Here is a 15,970-nt window from a genome sequence, read left to right as displayed (position 1 = left end):
TAAGCTTTTTGTACAATAATTCCTTGATATGCGAAAGGAATTGTACAAAAATACAAAAATTGGTATATAATAGGGTAAAGTTTACCCAAACCGTTATCCCAAATACTTAATTTAATTAACCCATCGTTACGACAGGTGATTTATGGCACATGATGCATCAAATAATAACCCAATCAAAGAGTCGGTTACTGCTCTTGTTGGTATCGTTCTTTTACTTGTGATGATTGTTGCTATTGGTATTTCTGCTTTTCTCCGTCCAGCAGGCGAGCATCAGCCAGCAACACCAACTGAACAAGAACAGACTGTAGAGTCAAGTACGGCAGAAGCACAGCCTACTCAAGCGAGCGACACGGCAGTGGCTGAAGCTCAAGATAAACTTGAGCAAACGGCAGAAGATGCCCAAGCACCAACTCAAGCAACAGCAACTGAAGATAAGCCTGCTGCTCAGACTGCACCAGCAGACACCACCAATACCGCTCCAATGCCTAAGGTGGCAGAAGACAAGCAAGCTACTCAAGAAGAAGCTACTGAAACGGACAAGCAAAAATAAGCCTGATTGTTATTAGGATAACTTAAAGAAGCATGCTTGATTTTTAAGTTATTTTTGCAGATAAAACCTTGCTCGATGAGCAAGGTTTTTTATTTGTATTTATCATCAAGCAAATCCAAACAAGTTGTGATAGAATAACCAAGCATTTACTATCAATTGTCATTGATTATCAATCTTAACAATTCCCAAAAAAGGAGCGGATATGACAACCAACATCCATCGTGAGCGTGTGCAGAGTCTTCGAGCTGTGATGCAGTCGCATCAAATTGACGCATTGATTATCCCATCGGCTGATCCGCACATATCAGAATATTTGCCTATCTATTGGCAAGGTCGTGAATGGGTTTCTGGGTTTACAGGTTCTGTGGGCACTTTGGTCATCACCCAAGACTTTGCAGGGCTTTGGACGGATGCACGCTATTGGGTACAAGCACCCATACAGCTTGAAGGTACAGGCATCGAACTTAAAAAAATGACACAAGGGCACCCAACTTTTGGTAAGTTTTTGGCAGAAAATCTACCAAGTGGTGCGACGGTTGCGATTGATGGGGCGGTGCTGTCTGTATCGGAGAGTACTACTTTATCTGAGATTTTTAAGGACAAAAACATTAAACTTGCCACCGAATCTGATCTATTACAGTCAGTATGGCATGAGCGTCCTGCCTTGCCAGATAGTCCAATTTATCCGCACGGTGAGTTGTTCATTGATGAATCTGCTACTGCTAAGTTCGCCAAAGTGCGTGCCAAGATGAGTGAGTTGGGGGCTGACCATCATCTGATTTCTAGTCTTGATGACATCGCATGGCTGACCAATCTGCGTGGTAGTGATGTGTCGTTCAACCCTGTTTTCTTGTCGCACTTACTCATCAGCCAAGATTGTGCAACTTTATTTGTTCATCAAAATAAACTAAATGACGCAGCAAAAGCAGTACTACTGGCAGCAGGTGTTCAGATTGATGATTATGACAATGTGTCTAAGGCGTTATCAATGTTATCAGGCGTGCTACTGATTGATCCTGCCAAAGTGAGTGTCGGTACGCTAAAAGAGATAGGTGGGCTAAGCGTTGTATATGCCACCAACCCAAGCACCGTATTTAAGGCGGTCAAGACCACATCAGCATTGACCCATATTCGCCAAGCGATGCGACAAGATGGAGCGGCGTTGTGTGAATTTTTTAGTGAATTTGAAAAACGCATCAAAGAAGGTGTTGCCACCAGTGAGCTTGATATTGCCGATATGCTGACCGAGGCTCGTAGTAAACAGCCACACTATGTTTCGGCAAGTTTTGATACCATTGCTGGCTTTCAGGGCAATGGGGCAATCGTCCACTATAAGGCGACCCAAGCGTATCATGCCAATATCAAAGGTTCTGGATTGCTACTGATTGACTCAGGGGCTCAGTATTATAATGGCACAACCGACATTACTCGTATGGCAGGCGTGGGCGATATCAGCGATGATGAAAAGCGTGATGTTACTTTTGTTTTAAAGGCACATATTGCCCTAGCCATGGCGGTTTATCCTGTGGGTATTTTATCGGCTGAGATTGATGTACTGGCACGCAATCAGCTATGGCAACAGGGTCTTGATTATGGGCATGGCACAGGTCATGGCGTGGGTTATTTTCTAAATGTTCATGAAGGTCCACAAGTCATCTCTCGTACTGCACCTGTGTTGCCAGAACGCACCCTGCAACTTGGCATGGTTACCAGTAATGAGCCAGGGTTATACCGTGAGGGTAAGTGGGGTGTTCGCCTAGAAAACCTAGTAGCAACCATACCTGCTCATAGCACCGAATATGGTGAGTTTGCTAAATTTGAAGACTTGACCTTATGTCCGTTTGACACTCGCTTGATTTTGCCCGAGCTATTGACTGCTCAAGAAAAAGACTGGTTGAACAACTATCATCAAAAAGTGCATGATGAGCTACTTGATTTGGTTGATGGTGATGCTAAGGCGTGGCTCATTGAACGCACGCAGGCGATTTAAGCGGTGCTTATCTTGACCCAACCCAAAATCCGTCCAAAAAGGGCGGATTTTTAGGGCTTGTCTTAAGCTAGGGCTTAAGACTTAGGACTGTGCCATCAGTCGGATAATCGCCCCCACCTTGTCGGTGCATTCTTGGTATTCATCAGCCATATCAGATTTGATGGTAATGCCGCCACCTGCCCAAAGCTCGCATTTGTTGGATTGTTGTAAGGTGCGAATCAATACATTCCACACGCCTGACCCATCAAAATTTAGATAACCCATTGTCCCACAATACGCCCCACGAGGTGAGACTTCTAATTCATGAATAATCTCACACGCCCTTTTTTTGGGTGTGCCTGTGATAGAGCCTGCGGGCAAAGAACCAAATAACACTTCCAGAGAATGCGTATGATTTAATTGTGCTGTGATGGTGCTAACCATATGATGAACATTTTGAAAACTCTCAATGGCAAAGCGTTTTGGGGTTTTTACCGTGCCGATATGGGCGTATTTACCCAAATCATTACGCAGTAAATCCACAATCATCAAGTTTTCGCTGATGTCTTTTTCGCTATTTGCCAGTTCATTTTTTAGTTCATCATCAAGCATAGGGTCGCTGTGTCGTGGGCGTGTGCCTTTGATGGGCTTGGTGGTAAGATGAATGTGATTGTTTTTTTGATAAAACTCAAAAAACAACTCTGGCGATACTGACAAAAGTTCAAAACCATTTAATGACAAATAACCTGCAAAAGGGGCATTCATCGTTCGCCCCAAAATGGGCAAAAAACTTGCCAAGTCGGTCAAATCTGCTTGCCAACTTTGGGTTAGGTTAATTTGATAGGTGTCGCCTGCTTTGATGTATTCTTGAACTTGATTAAAAGCATGGGCATAATCCACCTTTTTCCATGATGGGACAAATTGGGCGGATGTTGGTTGTGGTAATTTTTGATTGAGTAAATCGTTTAATGTAGCTTTTACTTCATCAAAAATGTACACATCATCATTCATGCCAATCAAGCTAAATCCATATTCGCATGGCTTTAAATAAATATCATAATGCCCAAAATAAGCACAAGGCTGATTTGGCTTGATGGCAATATCAGCATTTAATTCATGAGCGGACAGGTCGTAACCAATAAAACCCATCAAGCCATGTGTGTAGTCGCCTTGATGTGTGGGTGTGATGGTTTGGTTCTGGCAATAGGCGATAAGCTCGTTTTGCCAATCAGTATAAGTAGATGTATAGCGTTGAGATTTGGTATGGCGTGCTTGTCTATCTATCAATAGCGTATCTGTAAAAGTCGCTATCCATGATATGACAGGGCGAATGCCGATGACAGGGCGGTGATTATTGTTTAAAAAACACACCTGCCAATCAGGGTGATGTGTGGCAATGAGTGCGACCAGTTGGCTTGGGGTGTGCGTAGTATGAATGGGGTATGTGAGCATGGTGGAAGTGAATAGACTGATGACAGGCAAATTGTAAAACAAAATAGGAAAAAGAAAAAGGGGTGGTTGATGGATTTACTTAGCTCATTTATTCATTTAAATTAAAAGACACCAAGAACGGTTGTAAGAACTTTTACTCAATGAATAACCTAAAAGGGCTATGATTTTTTTTTCACAGCCCTTTTGATTGTTAGCCTTTAAACTTTTTTAACACCAAGGCCGAATTTGTTCCACCAAAACCAAAGCTATTGCTCATGGCGGTGTCAATCTCGGTTTGGCGTGTGGTCTGAACGATGTCAAAAGGCTTGGCTTGTTCGTCCATGTTGGTGATGTTAATGCTTGGGGCGATAAAATCATGATTCATCATCAGCACGCAATAAATCAGCTCTTGTACGCCCACCGCTCCTAGGCTATGCCCCGTCATGGATTTGGTTGAGCTGATTGGCGGGGTTTTGTCCGCACCGCCAAACACGTCTGAGATGGCGTGCAACTCAGTGATGTCGCCTAGTGGCGTACTGGTGCCATGCGAGTTTATATAGTCCACCGTGTCAAGCCCTGCTTGAGCCAGTGCGATTTGCATACAGCGAGTTGCCCCTTCGCCACTGGGTGCGACCATTTCCGCTCCGTCTGAGGTCGCTCCATAGCCCACGATTTCGGCAAGAATTGTCGCTCCACGAGCCTGTGCATGCTCTAGAGTCTCCACGACTACCATGCCACCACCACCTGCGATGACAAAGCCATCACGAGTGGCATCATAAGGACGGCTTGCGGTGGTAGGTGTGTCGTTGTACTGAGTACTCATTGCTCCCATGGCGTCAAACATACACGATTGCGTCCAATGCTCGCTCTCTCCACCGCCTGCCAACACCATGTCTGCTTTGCCAAGCTGAATCAGCTCCATCGCATGACCCACGCAATGGCTAGATGTGGCACAGGCAGATGAAAGTGAATAACTGATGCCCTTAATCTTTAAACCAGTGGTTAGCGTTGCTGATACTGTGCTACTCATGATTTTTGGGACAGAGACCGCCCCAACACCACGAAGTCCCTTTGCTTTCATGTTGTCCACCGAATTGACCACATCGGCGGTGCTTGCTCCGCCAGAGCCAGCCACGACCGCAATGCGTGGGTTATTGGCGATATCATCTACACTTAGCCCTGCATTTTTTATGGCAGCAAGTGCTGACACATAGGCATAAAGACTGGCATCTGACATAAAGCGTTTTAGTTTGCGGTCAATGGCAGAGGTATCAAGTAGGCTTTGATCAATCGAGCCTGATACGCAAGACTTAAAGCCATTATCAGCATAGCTTTGATTGTAAATCAAACCAGACTTTCCAGTTTTTAGGCTGTCGGTAACAGTGGCTAAATCATTGCCGATATTTGAGACAATGCCCATGCCTGTAATCACGACTCTTTTCATGGTTTTTCCTTATCAATTAAATAAATTGCCAAGTGTCTCAAAGTTTACACTTGTATTGGTGCTATTGTAACAAATTATTTAACGCATGGGAAAAGTTTTCTAAAGTATTCCGTGTATTTTTTCTACGGATTCTTACTTATCTAAACGCTCTGTAATATTTGATTGATATAGTAACAATTTGCCTAACTTTTTATTTAGCGAAATTGGTGTGTTTATGTTACTCTTTAATGGTTAATTTTTAAGGAGAAAATCATGTCAAACACACCAAAAACCGACAATTTAGACCAATTTGCCGAAGCCCTAGAAAATACCGATGGTGTGGAGGTTGTGGGTCATGTAGATATTGCCAACAAATCAGTGCAAGATGTACTGGTGGTAAAAGGATCTGTCAAAGAAGAAGCGGATCAAAAGGCAGATAAAGCCGAAGAAGCCAAAGCGGTGGAAAAACAGGCTAAAGAACTGATTGAATCAAAAGCAGACATTGCTAAAGAAAAAACCAAAGAAATTAAACAACAAACAGCTGACATAAAGACTGATATTGATGATGTCAAAGATAAGGTTGTTCATCAAACTCAAGCAGTCAAAGAAGTGGTACAGGGTCAGACTGAGGAGTTAAAGGTAGATACCACAGAAAAAATCACCAACTTAAAAGAACAAATCGAGGATGTGGCAGCCGACACCAAAGTAAAAGCCGAGCAAACTTTAGAGACTGCCAAAGATAAAGTAGATACAGTTAAAGGCGAGCTTCAAGAAAAAGCAGATGAGTTAAAAGAAAAAGCAGGGGATGTCATTAACGATGCCCAACAAAAAGCTCAAACGGTCATTGGGGATTTTAAACAAAAAGCTCAAGAGGTGTTAGAGCAGGGCAGGGAGAAGGCGGACGAAGTAAAAGACCAGCTTCAAGAGGTTTTTGAGGAGGTCAAGCAAAGCACTCAAGACCGAGTAGATCACATGGCTTACCAGATTGAAACTCAAGTTGAAAAAATTCAAGCTCAAGGCGAGCAATCTTCACAAGAGAGCCAGTCTTTGCTTGGCAAGATTGGTGTTTATCTGCGTGGTACGAACGCTTCTTTTACTAAGGATTTTACCCCAGTGGATTTGGGTAGTAGTGATTTTGGTGAAGATGCCTTTAGAATGCAAGCATCAACCATTGGTTCGCAATTATTTGGTGGTAGGCTTGCTAAAGCACAGTCTTTGGTGGGTAAGGTAGCTCCAAGCATGGAGGTGGGTAGTTTATCAAAAAAACTCTTTGATAAGGCGGCGTATTGGGCGAACAACTGGGCAAAAAAAGACCTACAAAAGGACAGTCGCTTTGATAAGCTGTCAAGTTTAACCGATGCTGAGCGTGATGATTTTGCACGAGATATCGCCAATCAGAATCGAGCGTTAGCGGTGATGGGCGGATTGTCTGGGCTGTTTGGAGTAAAAGGCGTCATTGCAGATACCGCATGGCTACTGATGGTATCGTTAAAGTCTGTTTATCAGATTGCACTGATTTATGATAAGCCTTTGGTGGGTGTAGAGGGTGTAAAAATTGCCTATGGCGTGTTGTCTGGGGCAAACCTAAGTAAGCTACAAGAAAAACAGGTCATCTTAACTGCACTTGCCTTTGGGAATGTGTTTTTTATCAATGCTCAAGATTCAAGTCTAAAGCAAGAGCTTAAAAATATTGGGCTAAAATACCGTACGACTGATAATTTTGCCAAGCAGCTTGATGATTTTTCACGATACATTGATATTGATAAGCTCAATGTTAGTTGGTTTACACGAATCTTGCCGATGGCGTCAGTGGGTGCAGGCGTGTATTATAATCGTGAGCTCATTGAAGAAGTGCTAGGTACGGCAATGGCAACTTTTTGCCCAAGACGCCCACATCTTTTGACGGACAGCACTCAAAAAGACAACGAACAAGATAGCTAAACTTCTTCATGACTGATAAGAAAGTGGCACAAGGGTGGATGATTTTTCATTCGCCCTTGTATCTTTTTATCTTTTCATCTATAATATATTGCCCCTAAATGGGGAGAGTCGGCTATTTCATTAGATTAGCCATATTGTTAATAACGGGAGAAATTGCCAATGGCAACCACAAACCAACTTATCCGTAAGGGTCGTAAGACCATTACCGAAAAGTCGAAAGTACCTGCACTACAAGCATGCCCACAGCGTCGTGGCGTATGTACTCGTGTATATACTACGACTCCAAAAAAACCTAACTCAGCCATGCGTAAAGTGTGCCGTGTACGCCTAACTTCTGGCTATGAAGTATCTAGCTATATCGGCGGTGAAGGCCACAACCTTCAAGAGCACAGTGTTGTACTGATCCGTGGTGGTCGTGTAAAAGACCTACCAGGTGTTCGTTATCACACCGTGCGTGGTGCACTTGACTGTGCGGGTGTTAAAGACCGTAAGCAAGGCCGTTCTAAATACGGTGCTAAGCGTCCTAAGGCATAAGCCTAAAGACATTTTTTGCGTATTTAGGGTGTGGTGTGCCCAGCCCATTTACGCAGTAAGGCTGGTTAAGCTAGCTTTTATACCAGATTATCCTGAAGATATAAGGAAACTATTATGCCAAGACGTCGTGTCGTCGCTGCCCGTGAAATCCTACCAGATCCAAAATTCGGCAGCCAAACCATCGCAAAATTTATTAACCATGTTATGGTAGATGGTAAAAAATCAGTCGCAGAAAAAATCGTTTACGGTGCACTAGAAACTGTTGCCGCTAAACGCAATGTTGAAGATCCTGTGGCTTTCTTTGAAGAAGTACTAGAGAACGTTCGCCCAACAGTAGAGGTTAAAGCTCGCCGTGTGGGTGGTGCAACCTACCAAGTACCTATGGAAGTACGCCCCTCCCGTCGTACAGCCCTAGCAATGCGTTGGCTGGCTGATGCTGCTACTAAGCGTTCTGAAAAATCAATGGCTCTACGCCTAGCAGGCGAGCTAAATGATGCTGCAGAAGGTAAAGGTGCTACCATTAAGAAGCGTGATGATGTTCACCGCATGGCAGACGCTAACAAAGCGTTCTCGCATTTCCGCTTTTAATTTTATTAAAAGTGTATTTAGCCTTTTTCAAAAAGGCATGGGTTGGGTGCTTGCTATCTGACCCAATGATAAGTCTGGTGGTCATGGTTTATTAACAGACCATCAGACACCAAATTTAATCAGAATTTTTCTAGGAAAAATTATGGCTCGTAAGACTCCCTTAAATAGATATCGTAATATCGGTATCTCAGCTCACATTGACGCAGGTAAAACCACCACGTCAGAGCGTATTTTGTTCTACACAGGTAAAAGCCACAAAATCGGTGAAGTGCATGAAGGTGCTGCAACGATGGACTGGATGGAGCAAGAGCAAGAGCGTGGTATTACCATTACTTCTGCTGCAACCACCTGCTTTTGGTCAGGTATGTCAGACCAATTCCCAGAACACCGCATTAACCTAATTGACACCCCGGGTCACGTTGACTTCACCATCGAAGTTGAGCGTTCTATGCGTGTTCTTGATGGTGCATGTATGGTTTATTGTGCGGTTGGTGGTGTACAACCTCAGTCTGAAACTGTATGGCGTCAAGCAAACAAATATAGAGTGCCTCGTTTGGCATTTGTTAACAAAATGGACCGTACTGGTGCAAACTTCTTCCGTGTGGTTGAGCAAGTAAAAACTCGTCTAGGCGGTAATCCTGTGCCAGTGGTTGTGCCAATCGGTGCAGAAGACAGTTTTGAAGGTGTCATTGACCTACTAGAAATGAAAGCCATCATTTGGGATGTGGAATCTCAAGGCATGAAGTTTGAGTATGGCGACATTCCTGCTGATTTGGTTGATATCGCTGAAGAATGGCGTAACAACATGGTTGAGGCAGCTGCAGAAAGCTCAGAAGAGCTGATGGACAAATACCTAGAAGAAGGCGATTTGTCTCGTGAGGACATCGTTGCTGGTTTGCGTACTCGTACTTTGGCATGTGAAATCCAGCCTATGCTATGTGGTACTGCCTTTAAAAACAAAGGCGTTCAGCGTATGCTTGACGCAGTCATCGAGTTCCTACCTGCTCCAACTGATGTTGAAGCCATCAAAGGTATTTTAGATGATAAAGACGAGACCGAAGGCAGCCGTGAATCTTCTGATGACGAGCCATTTGCTGCACTTGCGTTCAAAATCATGAACGACAAATATGTGGGTAACCTAACCTTCGTTCGTGTGTACTCAGGTGTTGCTAAACAAGGCGATAGCGTGTACAACCCTGTTAAGATGAAGCGTGAGCGTATTGGTCGTATCGTTGAGATGCACGCCAACAGTCAAAACGAAGTTGATGAAGTTCGTACAGGCGATATCGTAGCATTTGTCGGTCTAAAAGATGTAACCACTGGTGATACCCTGTGCGACAACGATAATGTCATTACTCTTGAGCGTATGGAATTCCCAGACCCAGTTATTAGCTTGGCTGTTGAGCCTAAGACTAAAGCTGACCAAGAGAAGATGTCTATCGCTCTAGGTCGTTTGGCAAAAGAAGACCCTTCATTCCGTGTGCGTACCGATGAAGAATCAGGTCAAACCATCATCTCTGGTATGGGTGAGTTGCACCTTGACATCATTGTTGACCGTATGAAGCGTGAATTTGGTGTTGAAGCCAATATCGGTGCACCACAAGTTGCTTACCGTGAAACCATTCGTCAAACCGTTGAAGTTGAAGGTAAATTCGTTCGCCAAACTGGCGGTCGTGGTAAGTTCGGTCATGTTTGGTTACGCCTTGAGCCACTTGACCCAATGGGTGAAGTTGAGTACGAATTTGCTGAAGAAATCGTTGGCGGTGTTGTACCTAAAGAATACCATGCTGCGGTCGATAAAGGTATTCAAGAGCGTATGAAAAATGGCGTTCTAGCAGGCTATCCTGTAGTGAATATTAAAGCGACGCTATATGATGGTTCTTACCACGATGTTGACTCTGATGAATTGTCATTTAAGATGGCAGGTTCTATGGCATTCAAAAAAGGCTTTATGCAAGCGTCTCCAGCACTGCTTGAGCCTATCATGAAAGTTGAAGTAGAAACGCCAGAAGACTACATGGGCGATATCATGGGTGATTTAAACCGTCGCCGTGGTATGGTTCAAGGTATGGACGATTTGCCTGGTGGCACCAAAGCCATTCGTGCTGAAGTACCATTGGCAGAGATGTTTGGTTATGCCACTCAAATGCGTTCTATGTCTCAAGGTCGTGCAACTTACTCTATGGAGTTTGCAAAATATCAAGAAACTCCGAAGAATGTTGCTGACGAAATCATCAAGAAGTTCACCGCTAAAGATGACGACGACGAGTAATTCGTTGCTTGCTTAATCTAAAGCTATGATACGCTCAGTTGTATTTGATAATTGAGCGTATCATAAATCAGTTAATCATTTGCTGGATAATCATTTATCTTAAGCATTCTAAAAAAGGAATAATATCATGGCCAAAGCCAAGTTCGAACGTAACAAACCACACGTAAATGTAGGCACCATCGGTCACGTTGACCACGGTAAAACCACACTAACTGCTGCTATCGCTACTGTTGCTGCTAAGCACCACGGTGGTGAAGCTAAAGACTATGCTGCTATTGACTCAGCTCCTGAAGAAAAAGCACGTGGTATTACCATTAACACTTCTCACATTGAATACGACACTCAAGCTCGTCACTACGCACACGTAGACTGCCCAGGCCACGCTGACTATGTTAAAAACATGATCACTGGTGCAGCTCAAATGGACGGTGCTATCTTGGTTGTTGCTGCAACTGACGGCCCAATGCCACAAACTCGTGAGCACATCCTACTATCTCGTCAGGTTGGCGTACCATACATCATGGTATTTATGAACAAGTGTGACCTTGTTGATGACGAAGAGCTACTAGAGCTAGTAGAAATGGAAGTGCGTGAACTTCTATCTGACTACGACTTCCCAGGTGATGACACACCAATCATCAAAGGTTCTGCACTACTAGGTCTAAACGGTGATCAAGGTCAATATGGCGAACCAGCTATCCTTGAGCTACTAGACACTCTAGACAGCTATATCCCAGAGCCAGAGCGTGACATCGATCGTCCATTCCTAATGCCAATCGAAGATGTATTCTCAATCTCTGGTCGTGGTACTGTTGTAACTGGTCGTGTTGAGTCTGGTATCATCAAAGTTGGTGATGAAGTTGAAATCGTTGGTATCAAAGACACTGCTAAGACTACCTGTACTGGTGTTGAAATGTTCCGTAAGCTACTAGACGAAGGTCGTGCTGGCGAGAACTGTGGTGTACTACTTCGTGGTACTAAGCGTGAAGAAGTTCAGCGTGGTCAAGTACTTGCTAAGCCAGGTTCAATCACTCCGCACACTCAATTTGACGCAGAAGTATACGTACTATCAAAAGAAGAAGGTGGTCGTCACACGCCATTCCTAAATGGCTATCGCCCACAATTCTACTTCCGTACTACTGACGTAACTGGCGCCATCACTCTACAAGAAGGTACTGAAATGGTTATGCCTGGCGACAACGTTGAGATGAGTGTCGAGCTTATCCACCCAATCGCTATGGACAAAGGTCTACGCTTCGCTATCCGTGAAGGTGGTCGTACTGTAGGTGCTGGTGTTGTTGCTAATGTTAAAGGCTAATCTTTAACAAACCAACACAAACCAAAACAAAGCATCAGCTTTAACCCAAAACCCCTGCCAGAGATGGTGGGGGTTTTTGGTTGGGTGGTAAATACCTTGACTTTTTGATGAGTTTTGCATAAGCTAGCTACCACTCTTATTGATATTGGATAAAATAAGACAAGTTGTTTAATCTTAACCAGGAGGATTATTATGGAGCGTCGTCGTTTTTTACAAATGGGTCTGGGTAGTTTGGTTGCCATCAGCTTACCAAAATTTGGTGTGGCAAATCCGACAGCACTCGTGCTAAGCAAGGAGCTTGAAAACAACCCTTTGCTTGATTTTATAGGATTGCCTAACTTTACCGCCATTCAGCTTGAACACATTAAGCCTGCTGTTGATTATGTGATTGAGTATAATACCAATGTGGTCAAGGCGTTAACCACACAAAAGAGCATTACTTGGCAAAACTTCTATGCCCCATTAGAAGATGCTCAAAATAAACTTGAGCGTGTGTGGTCTACTATTAGTCAGTTGCATTCTTTAAAAAACTCTGAAGCGTTGCGAGAGGTATATGGTGATGCACAGAAATCGTTAACAGAATTTTATACATGGTTTGGTATGCACCGACCGCTGTACGATGCCTTTAATCAGTTAAAACAAGGTAAAGAATACGCCAGTTATTCGAAAGCTCAAAAAAAGGCAATTGATAACGCCTTGCTTGATTTTAGACTGTCTGGTGTGGCATTAGAAGGAGAGGACGCTAAACGCTATACTGAAATTTCTACCAGATTGTCTGAGCTATCTACAGATTTTAGTAATAATGTGCTTGATTCTGAGATGGGGTTTGAGATTGTTATTGAAGACAAACAAAAGCTACAAGGTCTTAGTGATATTGCTTTAGCCAGTGCAAAAAAATCAGCCGAGTCAAAAGGCTTATTAGGCTATCGCTTCGGCTTGGATTATCCAAGCTATGCCGCCATCGTTACTTATGCTGATGATCGAAAACTAAGACAACAAATGTTTGAGGCGTACCGAACTCGTGCGTCCGATCAAGGTCCAAATGCTGGTAAATGGGATAATACCGCCATCATGAACGAGCTGGTACAACTCAGATTAGAGCGTGCTAAACTGCTTGGTTTTGAGTCTCATGCTGAGTATTCTTTGGCAAATAAAATGGCAGAAAGTCCAGCTCAAGTGCTTGATTTTTTGGGTGATTTGTTATCACAGACTCACTCTAAGTCTAAAGCGGAAATTCAAGAGCTTGAGGAGTATGCTAAAGACAAAGAACTGTTGTCTAAAACAGATAAGCTGATGCCATGGGATTTGTCTTATTTGACCGAAAAATTCAAGCAAGAGCGTTATGACATTGATAAAGAGATGTTAAGGGCGTACTTCCCTGTAGATAAAGTACTGTCGGGCATGTTTGAGTTGACCAATCGTCTGTTTGGCTTAACTGTGCGTGAAAGAAAAGATGTGCCCGTCTTGCATCCAGGGGTGAGATTCTTTGAGTTATTCAAAGAAGGTAAGCACATTGCTTCTTTTTATCTGGATTTGTTTGCTAGAGAGAATAAGCGAAGCGGTGCTTGGCATAGTGATGTGATGAATCGCTATCAAACGGCTGATGGCTCAATTCAGTTGCCTGTGTCAATGATTGTATGTAACTTTGCCGCCGCCAGTGGCAATGAGCCTGCTTTGCTATTGCATAGAGATGTTGAAACTTTATTCCATGAGTTTGGACATGGTTTACATCATATGCTAACTCAAGTAGATGTACGAGCAGTTTCTGGTATCAATGGTGTGGCATGGGATGCGGTGGAGTTCCCAAGTCAGATTCTAGAGAATTGGACATGGGATATGGATACGCTAGGTTTGATTTCTGGTCATTATCAGACAGGCGAACCTTTACCTAAAGACATGATTGATAGAATGTCTGCCGCCAAAAACTATCAATCGGCAACAGCCATCGTTAGACAGCTTGAGTTTGGTTTGTTTGATTTTCGTTTGCATAGCGAATATCAATCAGGCGATACAGGTGCGATTGCTCGTATTCGTGAGGATATTCGTCAGCGTATTTCTGTGGTTAATGAACCCGCTTGGGTGCGTATGGCACATAGCTTTAACCACATTTTTTCAGGTGGTTACTCGGCAGGCTATTATGGTTATATGTGGGCAGATGTGCTTGCTAGTGATGGTTTTACACGCTTTCAAAAAGAAGGGGTGTTTAATCGCAAGACAGGTCAAGACTTTATTGATGCAGTACTGTCGCAAGGTGGATCTGATGAGCCGATGGCATTGTTTGAGAAGTTCATGGGTAGAAAACCTGATGTTACTGCCTTGCTAAAATCTCGAGGTATTATCTAATCAAGGTACTATCCAAGTAATAAAAAAGCCATAGATGCGATGTCTATGGCTTTTTTATTGTTCTATGGTTTTTGTGCGAGGTGGACTTCATGTAGCGGATAATTATCAAAATCATCGCTATCTTTGCCTTGTTTCTCCAATGTTGCCTTATCCGCCAAATACCGCTCAATGGTCTGTCGCACCGTCTCAAAGGCAAGATTGTCCATGTCTATCTCGTGTGGATAGAACAGTCGGCATTCTAGACTTTCAGGACCAATGCCGAATTTCCCTTCTTTTAGATTTGCCAGATACATGGCGTGAACTTGCCCCCATTGTGGCAGATCAAGCAGGGCATACAGCTTGGTATTTTCTGCCATTCCGTCTGCTTCTTCTAGTGTCTCACGCTTTGCTCCATCTACCATCGTCTCGCCAAGCTCCATGAAGCCAGCAGGAAGCGTCCACAGTCCATAGCGTGGTTCAATGGCACGACGGCATAACAGAATTTGACCTTCATGCACAGCCAGTACGCCACAGATGATCTTGGGGTTGTCATAATGGATATAGCCACAAGCAGGGCAGACAAGGCGTTCTTTGGTATCGCCATCAGGTATGATGTGTGAGGCAGGATTGCCACAGTGTAAGCAGTAGGGCATGGCTTGAGTTTTGGTGTTATAATAAAGTTGATTAAGTTTAAATGAAAACACCTAAAATGACAAATGATTTTATTGATAAGCAGACCGTCTGTGTGCCACCAGAACACCGATTTTATGAGTTATCTACCAGACTAAATGGATATCAGGGAGTAGATGTCTTGCCTTATACGGATAATAATGAGCTGTTGACAGGGCTTATTCGTGAGCAAGCCATCAGGCATTATGAACAACTGCTTAAGAACAAGCCTTTGCCACAAGCGTGTGTTTTGGTGGTCATCGCAGATGAACCAACGACTCGCCTGCTTTTAACAAGGCGGTCAAACAGGCTAAATAGTCATGCAGGGGAGGTGTCCTTTGTTGGTGGTAAGCGTGATGAGATGGACGGAAGCTCTGCTGATGTCGCCTTAAGAGAGGCGTGCGAAGAAGTTGGGCTAAATACAGCGAGTGCTGATATTTTGGGCTATTTGCCGATGCAAATCTCCAAAACAGGACTACTGGTTCGACCTGTGGTGGTCTCGGTGTCTGCTAAGGTGGTGGATACACTGGTGCCCAATGATGATGAAATTGCCAAGATTTTTTGGTTGCCTTTTGAGATGTTAAAGACTGCCCCCAAAGACCACATCTTTGATAGACAACTGACCAACAAGTCCGCCAAGCTACACACTCCAGCTTGGGTCTATGATGTGGATAATGATGGCACGCCAGAGATTGTCTGGGGGCTGACAGGGCGTATTTTGGCAAGTCTTGTTGAGATTGGTTTTAAGATAAAGCATGAGTGGTATTATCGGGTGCGATGAGTCGGCTTTAACTTTGTTGTTGGTCAATGCCCATCATCATTGGAGATAAAATTGGCAATGAGGCTGGCGGTCTTTGTATTAGATGTGCGGTGCTAGATGGTTTTTTGTGTTTATGATGATTGTACCATGTGATTGGGCTGATGGATAAGACTTGCCAGACTTGTGATAAAAT

At 43.7% G+C, this 15,970-nt stretch carries 12 protein-coding genes; 9 read left to right on the top strand and 3 right to left on the bottom strand.

Annotation, left to right across the window (positions count from 1 at the left end; translation table 11 throughout):
* The first annotated feature begins 142 nt into the window (after positions 1–142).
* Both LU276_RS08695 and LU276_RS08690 read left to right on the top strand, forming a co-directional pair.
* Positions 143–550, top strand: coding sequence for a hypothetical protein (locus LU276_RS08695; RefSeq protein ID WP_284673444.1), 408 nt, complete (start codon positions 143–145; stop codon positions 548–550).
* Between the two features lie 202 nt (positions 551–752).
* Positions 753–2,540, top strand: a complete 1,788-nt coding sequence (locus LU276_RS08690) for an aminopeptidase P family protein (protein ID WP_284673443.1) — start codon at positions 753–755, stop codon at positions 2,538–2,540.
* An 81-nt stretch (positions 2,541–2,621) separates the two neighbouring features.
* On the opposite strand, the gene LU276_RS08685 is transcribed toward LU276_RS08690, so the two are convergent.
* A complete protein-coding gene (locus LU276_RS08685) occupies positions 2,622–3,971 on the bottom strand; it encodes an anthranilate synthase component I family protein (RefSeq protein WP_284673442.1) in 1,350 nt (449 codons plus the stop codon).
* 190 nt (positions 3,972–4,161) lie between these two features.
* On the bottom strand, positions 4,162–5,394 hold the full coding sequence (locus LU276_RS08680; RefSeq protein WP_284673441.1) for a beta-ketoacyl-ACP synthase II: 1,233 nt from the start codon (positions 5,392–5,394) through the stop codon (positions 4,162–4,164).
* Between the two features lie 252 nt (positions 5,395–5,646).
* On the opposite strand from LU276_RS08680, the gene LU276_RS08675 reads away from it, so the two are divergent.
* The 6 genes from LU276_RS08675 (at position 5,647) to LU276_RS08650 (ending at position 14,369) form a co-directional block, all read left to right on the top strand.
* Positions 5,647–7,314 (top strand): EcsC family protein, encoded by a 1,668-nt coding sequence (locus LU276_RS08675; protein WP_284673440.1) that lies wholly within the window; start codon positions 5,647–5,649, stop codon positions 7,312–7,314.
* A gap of 159 nt (positions 7,315–7,473) precedes the next feature.
* Positions 7,474–7,848, top strand: coding sequence for a 30S ribosomal protein S12 (gene rpsL, locus LU276_RS08670; RefSeq protein WP_029102685.1), 375 nt, complete (start codon positions 7,474–7,476; stop codon positions 7,846–7,848).
* 114 nt (positions 7,849–7,962) lie between these two features.
* Positions 7,963–8,436: a 30S ribosomal protein S7 gene (gene rpsG, locus LU276_RS08665; protein WP_284673439.1), complete on the top strand. Its 474-nt coding sequence runs from the start codon at positions 7,963–7,965 to the stop codon at positions 8,434–8,436.
* Positions 8,437–8,578: 142 nt separating this feature from the next.
* Positions 8,579–10,708: an elongation factor G gene (gene fusA / locus LU276_RS08660; protein WP_284673438.1), complete on the top strand. Its 2,130-nt coding sequence runs from the start codon at positions 8,579–8,581 to the stop codon at positions 10,706–10,708.
* Positions 10,709–10,835: 127 nt separating this feature from the next.
* Positions 10,836–12,026 (top strand): elongation factor Tu, encoded by a 1,191-nt coding sequence (tuf, locus tag LU276_RS08655; RefSeq protein ID WP_284673437.1) that lies wholly within the window; start codon positions 10,836–10,838, stop codon positions 12,024–12,026.
* 192 nt (positions 12,027–12,218) lie between these two features.
* Positions 12,219–14,369, top strand: a complete 2,151-nt coding sequence (locus LU276_RS08650) for a M3 family metallopeptidase (protein ID WP_284673436.1) — start codon at positions 12,219–12,221, stop codon at positions 14,367–14,369.
* A 62-nt stretch (positions 14,370–14,431) separates the two neighbouring features.
* On the opposite strand, the gene LU276_RS08645 is transcribed toward LU276_RS08650, so the two are convergent.
* Positions 14,432–15,001: an NUDIX hydrolase gene (locus LU276_RS08645; RefSeq protein WP_284673435.1), complete on the bottom strand. Its 570-nt coding sequence runs from the start codon at positions 14,999–15,001 to the stop codon at positions 14,432–14,434.
* Between the two features lie 56 nt (positions 15,002–15,057).
* Here LU276_RS08645 and LU276_RS08640 point away from each other — a divergent pair, with 56 nt between their 5' ends.
* Positions 15,058–15,798 carry an NUDIX hydrolase gene (locus LU276_RS08640; RefSeq protein ID WP_284673434.1) on the top strand — a complete coding sequence of 247 codons (741 nt, stop codon included), beginning with the start codon at positions 15,058–15,060 and terminating at the stop codon, positions 15,796–15,798.
* Positions 15,799–15,970: the final 172 nt, after the last annotated feature.

The sequence above is a fragment of the Moraxella haemolytica genome (assembly GCF_030177935.1).
In the GTDB taxonomy this organism is placed as follows: domain Bacteria; phylum Pseudomonadota; class Gammaproteobacteria; order Pseudomonadales; family Moraxellaceae; genus Moraxella; species Moraxella haemolytica.
Note: the sequence above shows the minus strand (reverse complement) of the source record. Positions and strands in the feature narration are given on the sequence as shown.

Excerpts from the sequence above, each read along its gene's own strand:
- LU276_RS08685 (WP_284673442.1), bottom strand. The coding sequence starts at position 3,971 with ATGCTCACATACCCCATTCATACTACGCACACCCCAAGCCAACTGGTC.
- LU276_RS08640 (WP_284673434.1), top strand. The coding sequence starts at position 15,058 with ATGACAAATGATTTTATTGATAAGCAGACCGTCTGTGTGCCACCAGAA.
- LU276_RS08680 (WP_284673441.1), bottom strand. The coding sequence starts at position 5,394 with ATGAAAAGAGTCGTGATTACAGGCATGGGCATTGTCTCAAATATCGGC.
- fusA (WP_284673438.1), top strand. The coding sequence starts at position 8,579 with ATGGCTCGTAAGACTCCCTTAAATAGATATCGTAATATCGGTATCTCA.
- LU276_RS08650 (WP_284673436.1), top strand. The coding sequence starts at position 12,219 with ATGGAGCGTCGTCGTTTTTTACAAATGGGTCTGGGTAGTTTGGTTGCC.
- tuf (WP_284673437.1), top strand. The coding sequence starts at position 10,836 with ATGGCCAAAGCCAAGTTCGAACGTAACAAACCACACGTAAATGTAGGC.
- LU276_RS08690 (WP_284673443.1), top strand. The coding sequence starts at position 753 with ATGACAACCAACATCCATCGTGAGCGTGTGCAGAGTCTTCGAGCTGTG.
- rpsL (WP_029102685.1), top strand. The coding sequence starts at position 7,474 with ATGGCAACCACAAACCAACTTATCCGTAAGGGTCGTAAGACCATTACC.
- rpsG (WP_284673439.1), top strand. The coding sequence starts at position 7,963 with ATGCCAAGACGTCGTGTCGTCGCTGCCCGTGAAATCCTACCAGATCCA.
- LU276_RS08645 (WP_284673435.1), bottom strand. The coding sequence starts at position 15,001 with ATGCCCTACTGCTTACACTGTGGCAATCCTGCCTCACACATCATACCT.
- LU276_RS08695 (WP_284673444.1), top strand. The coding sequence starts at position 143 with ATGGCACATGATGCATCAAATAATAACCCAATCAAAGAGTCGGTTACT.
- LU276_RS08675 (WP_284673440.1), top strand. The coding sequence starts at position 5,647 with ATGTCAAACACACCAAAAACCGACAATTTAGACCAATTTGCCGAAGCC.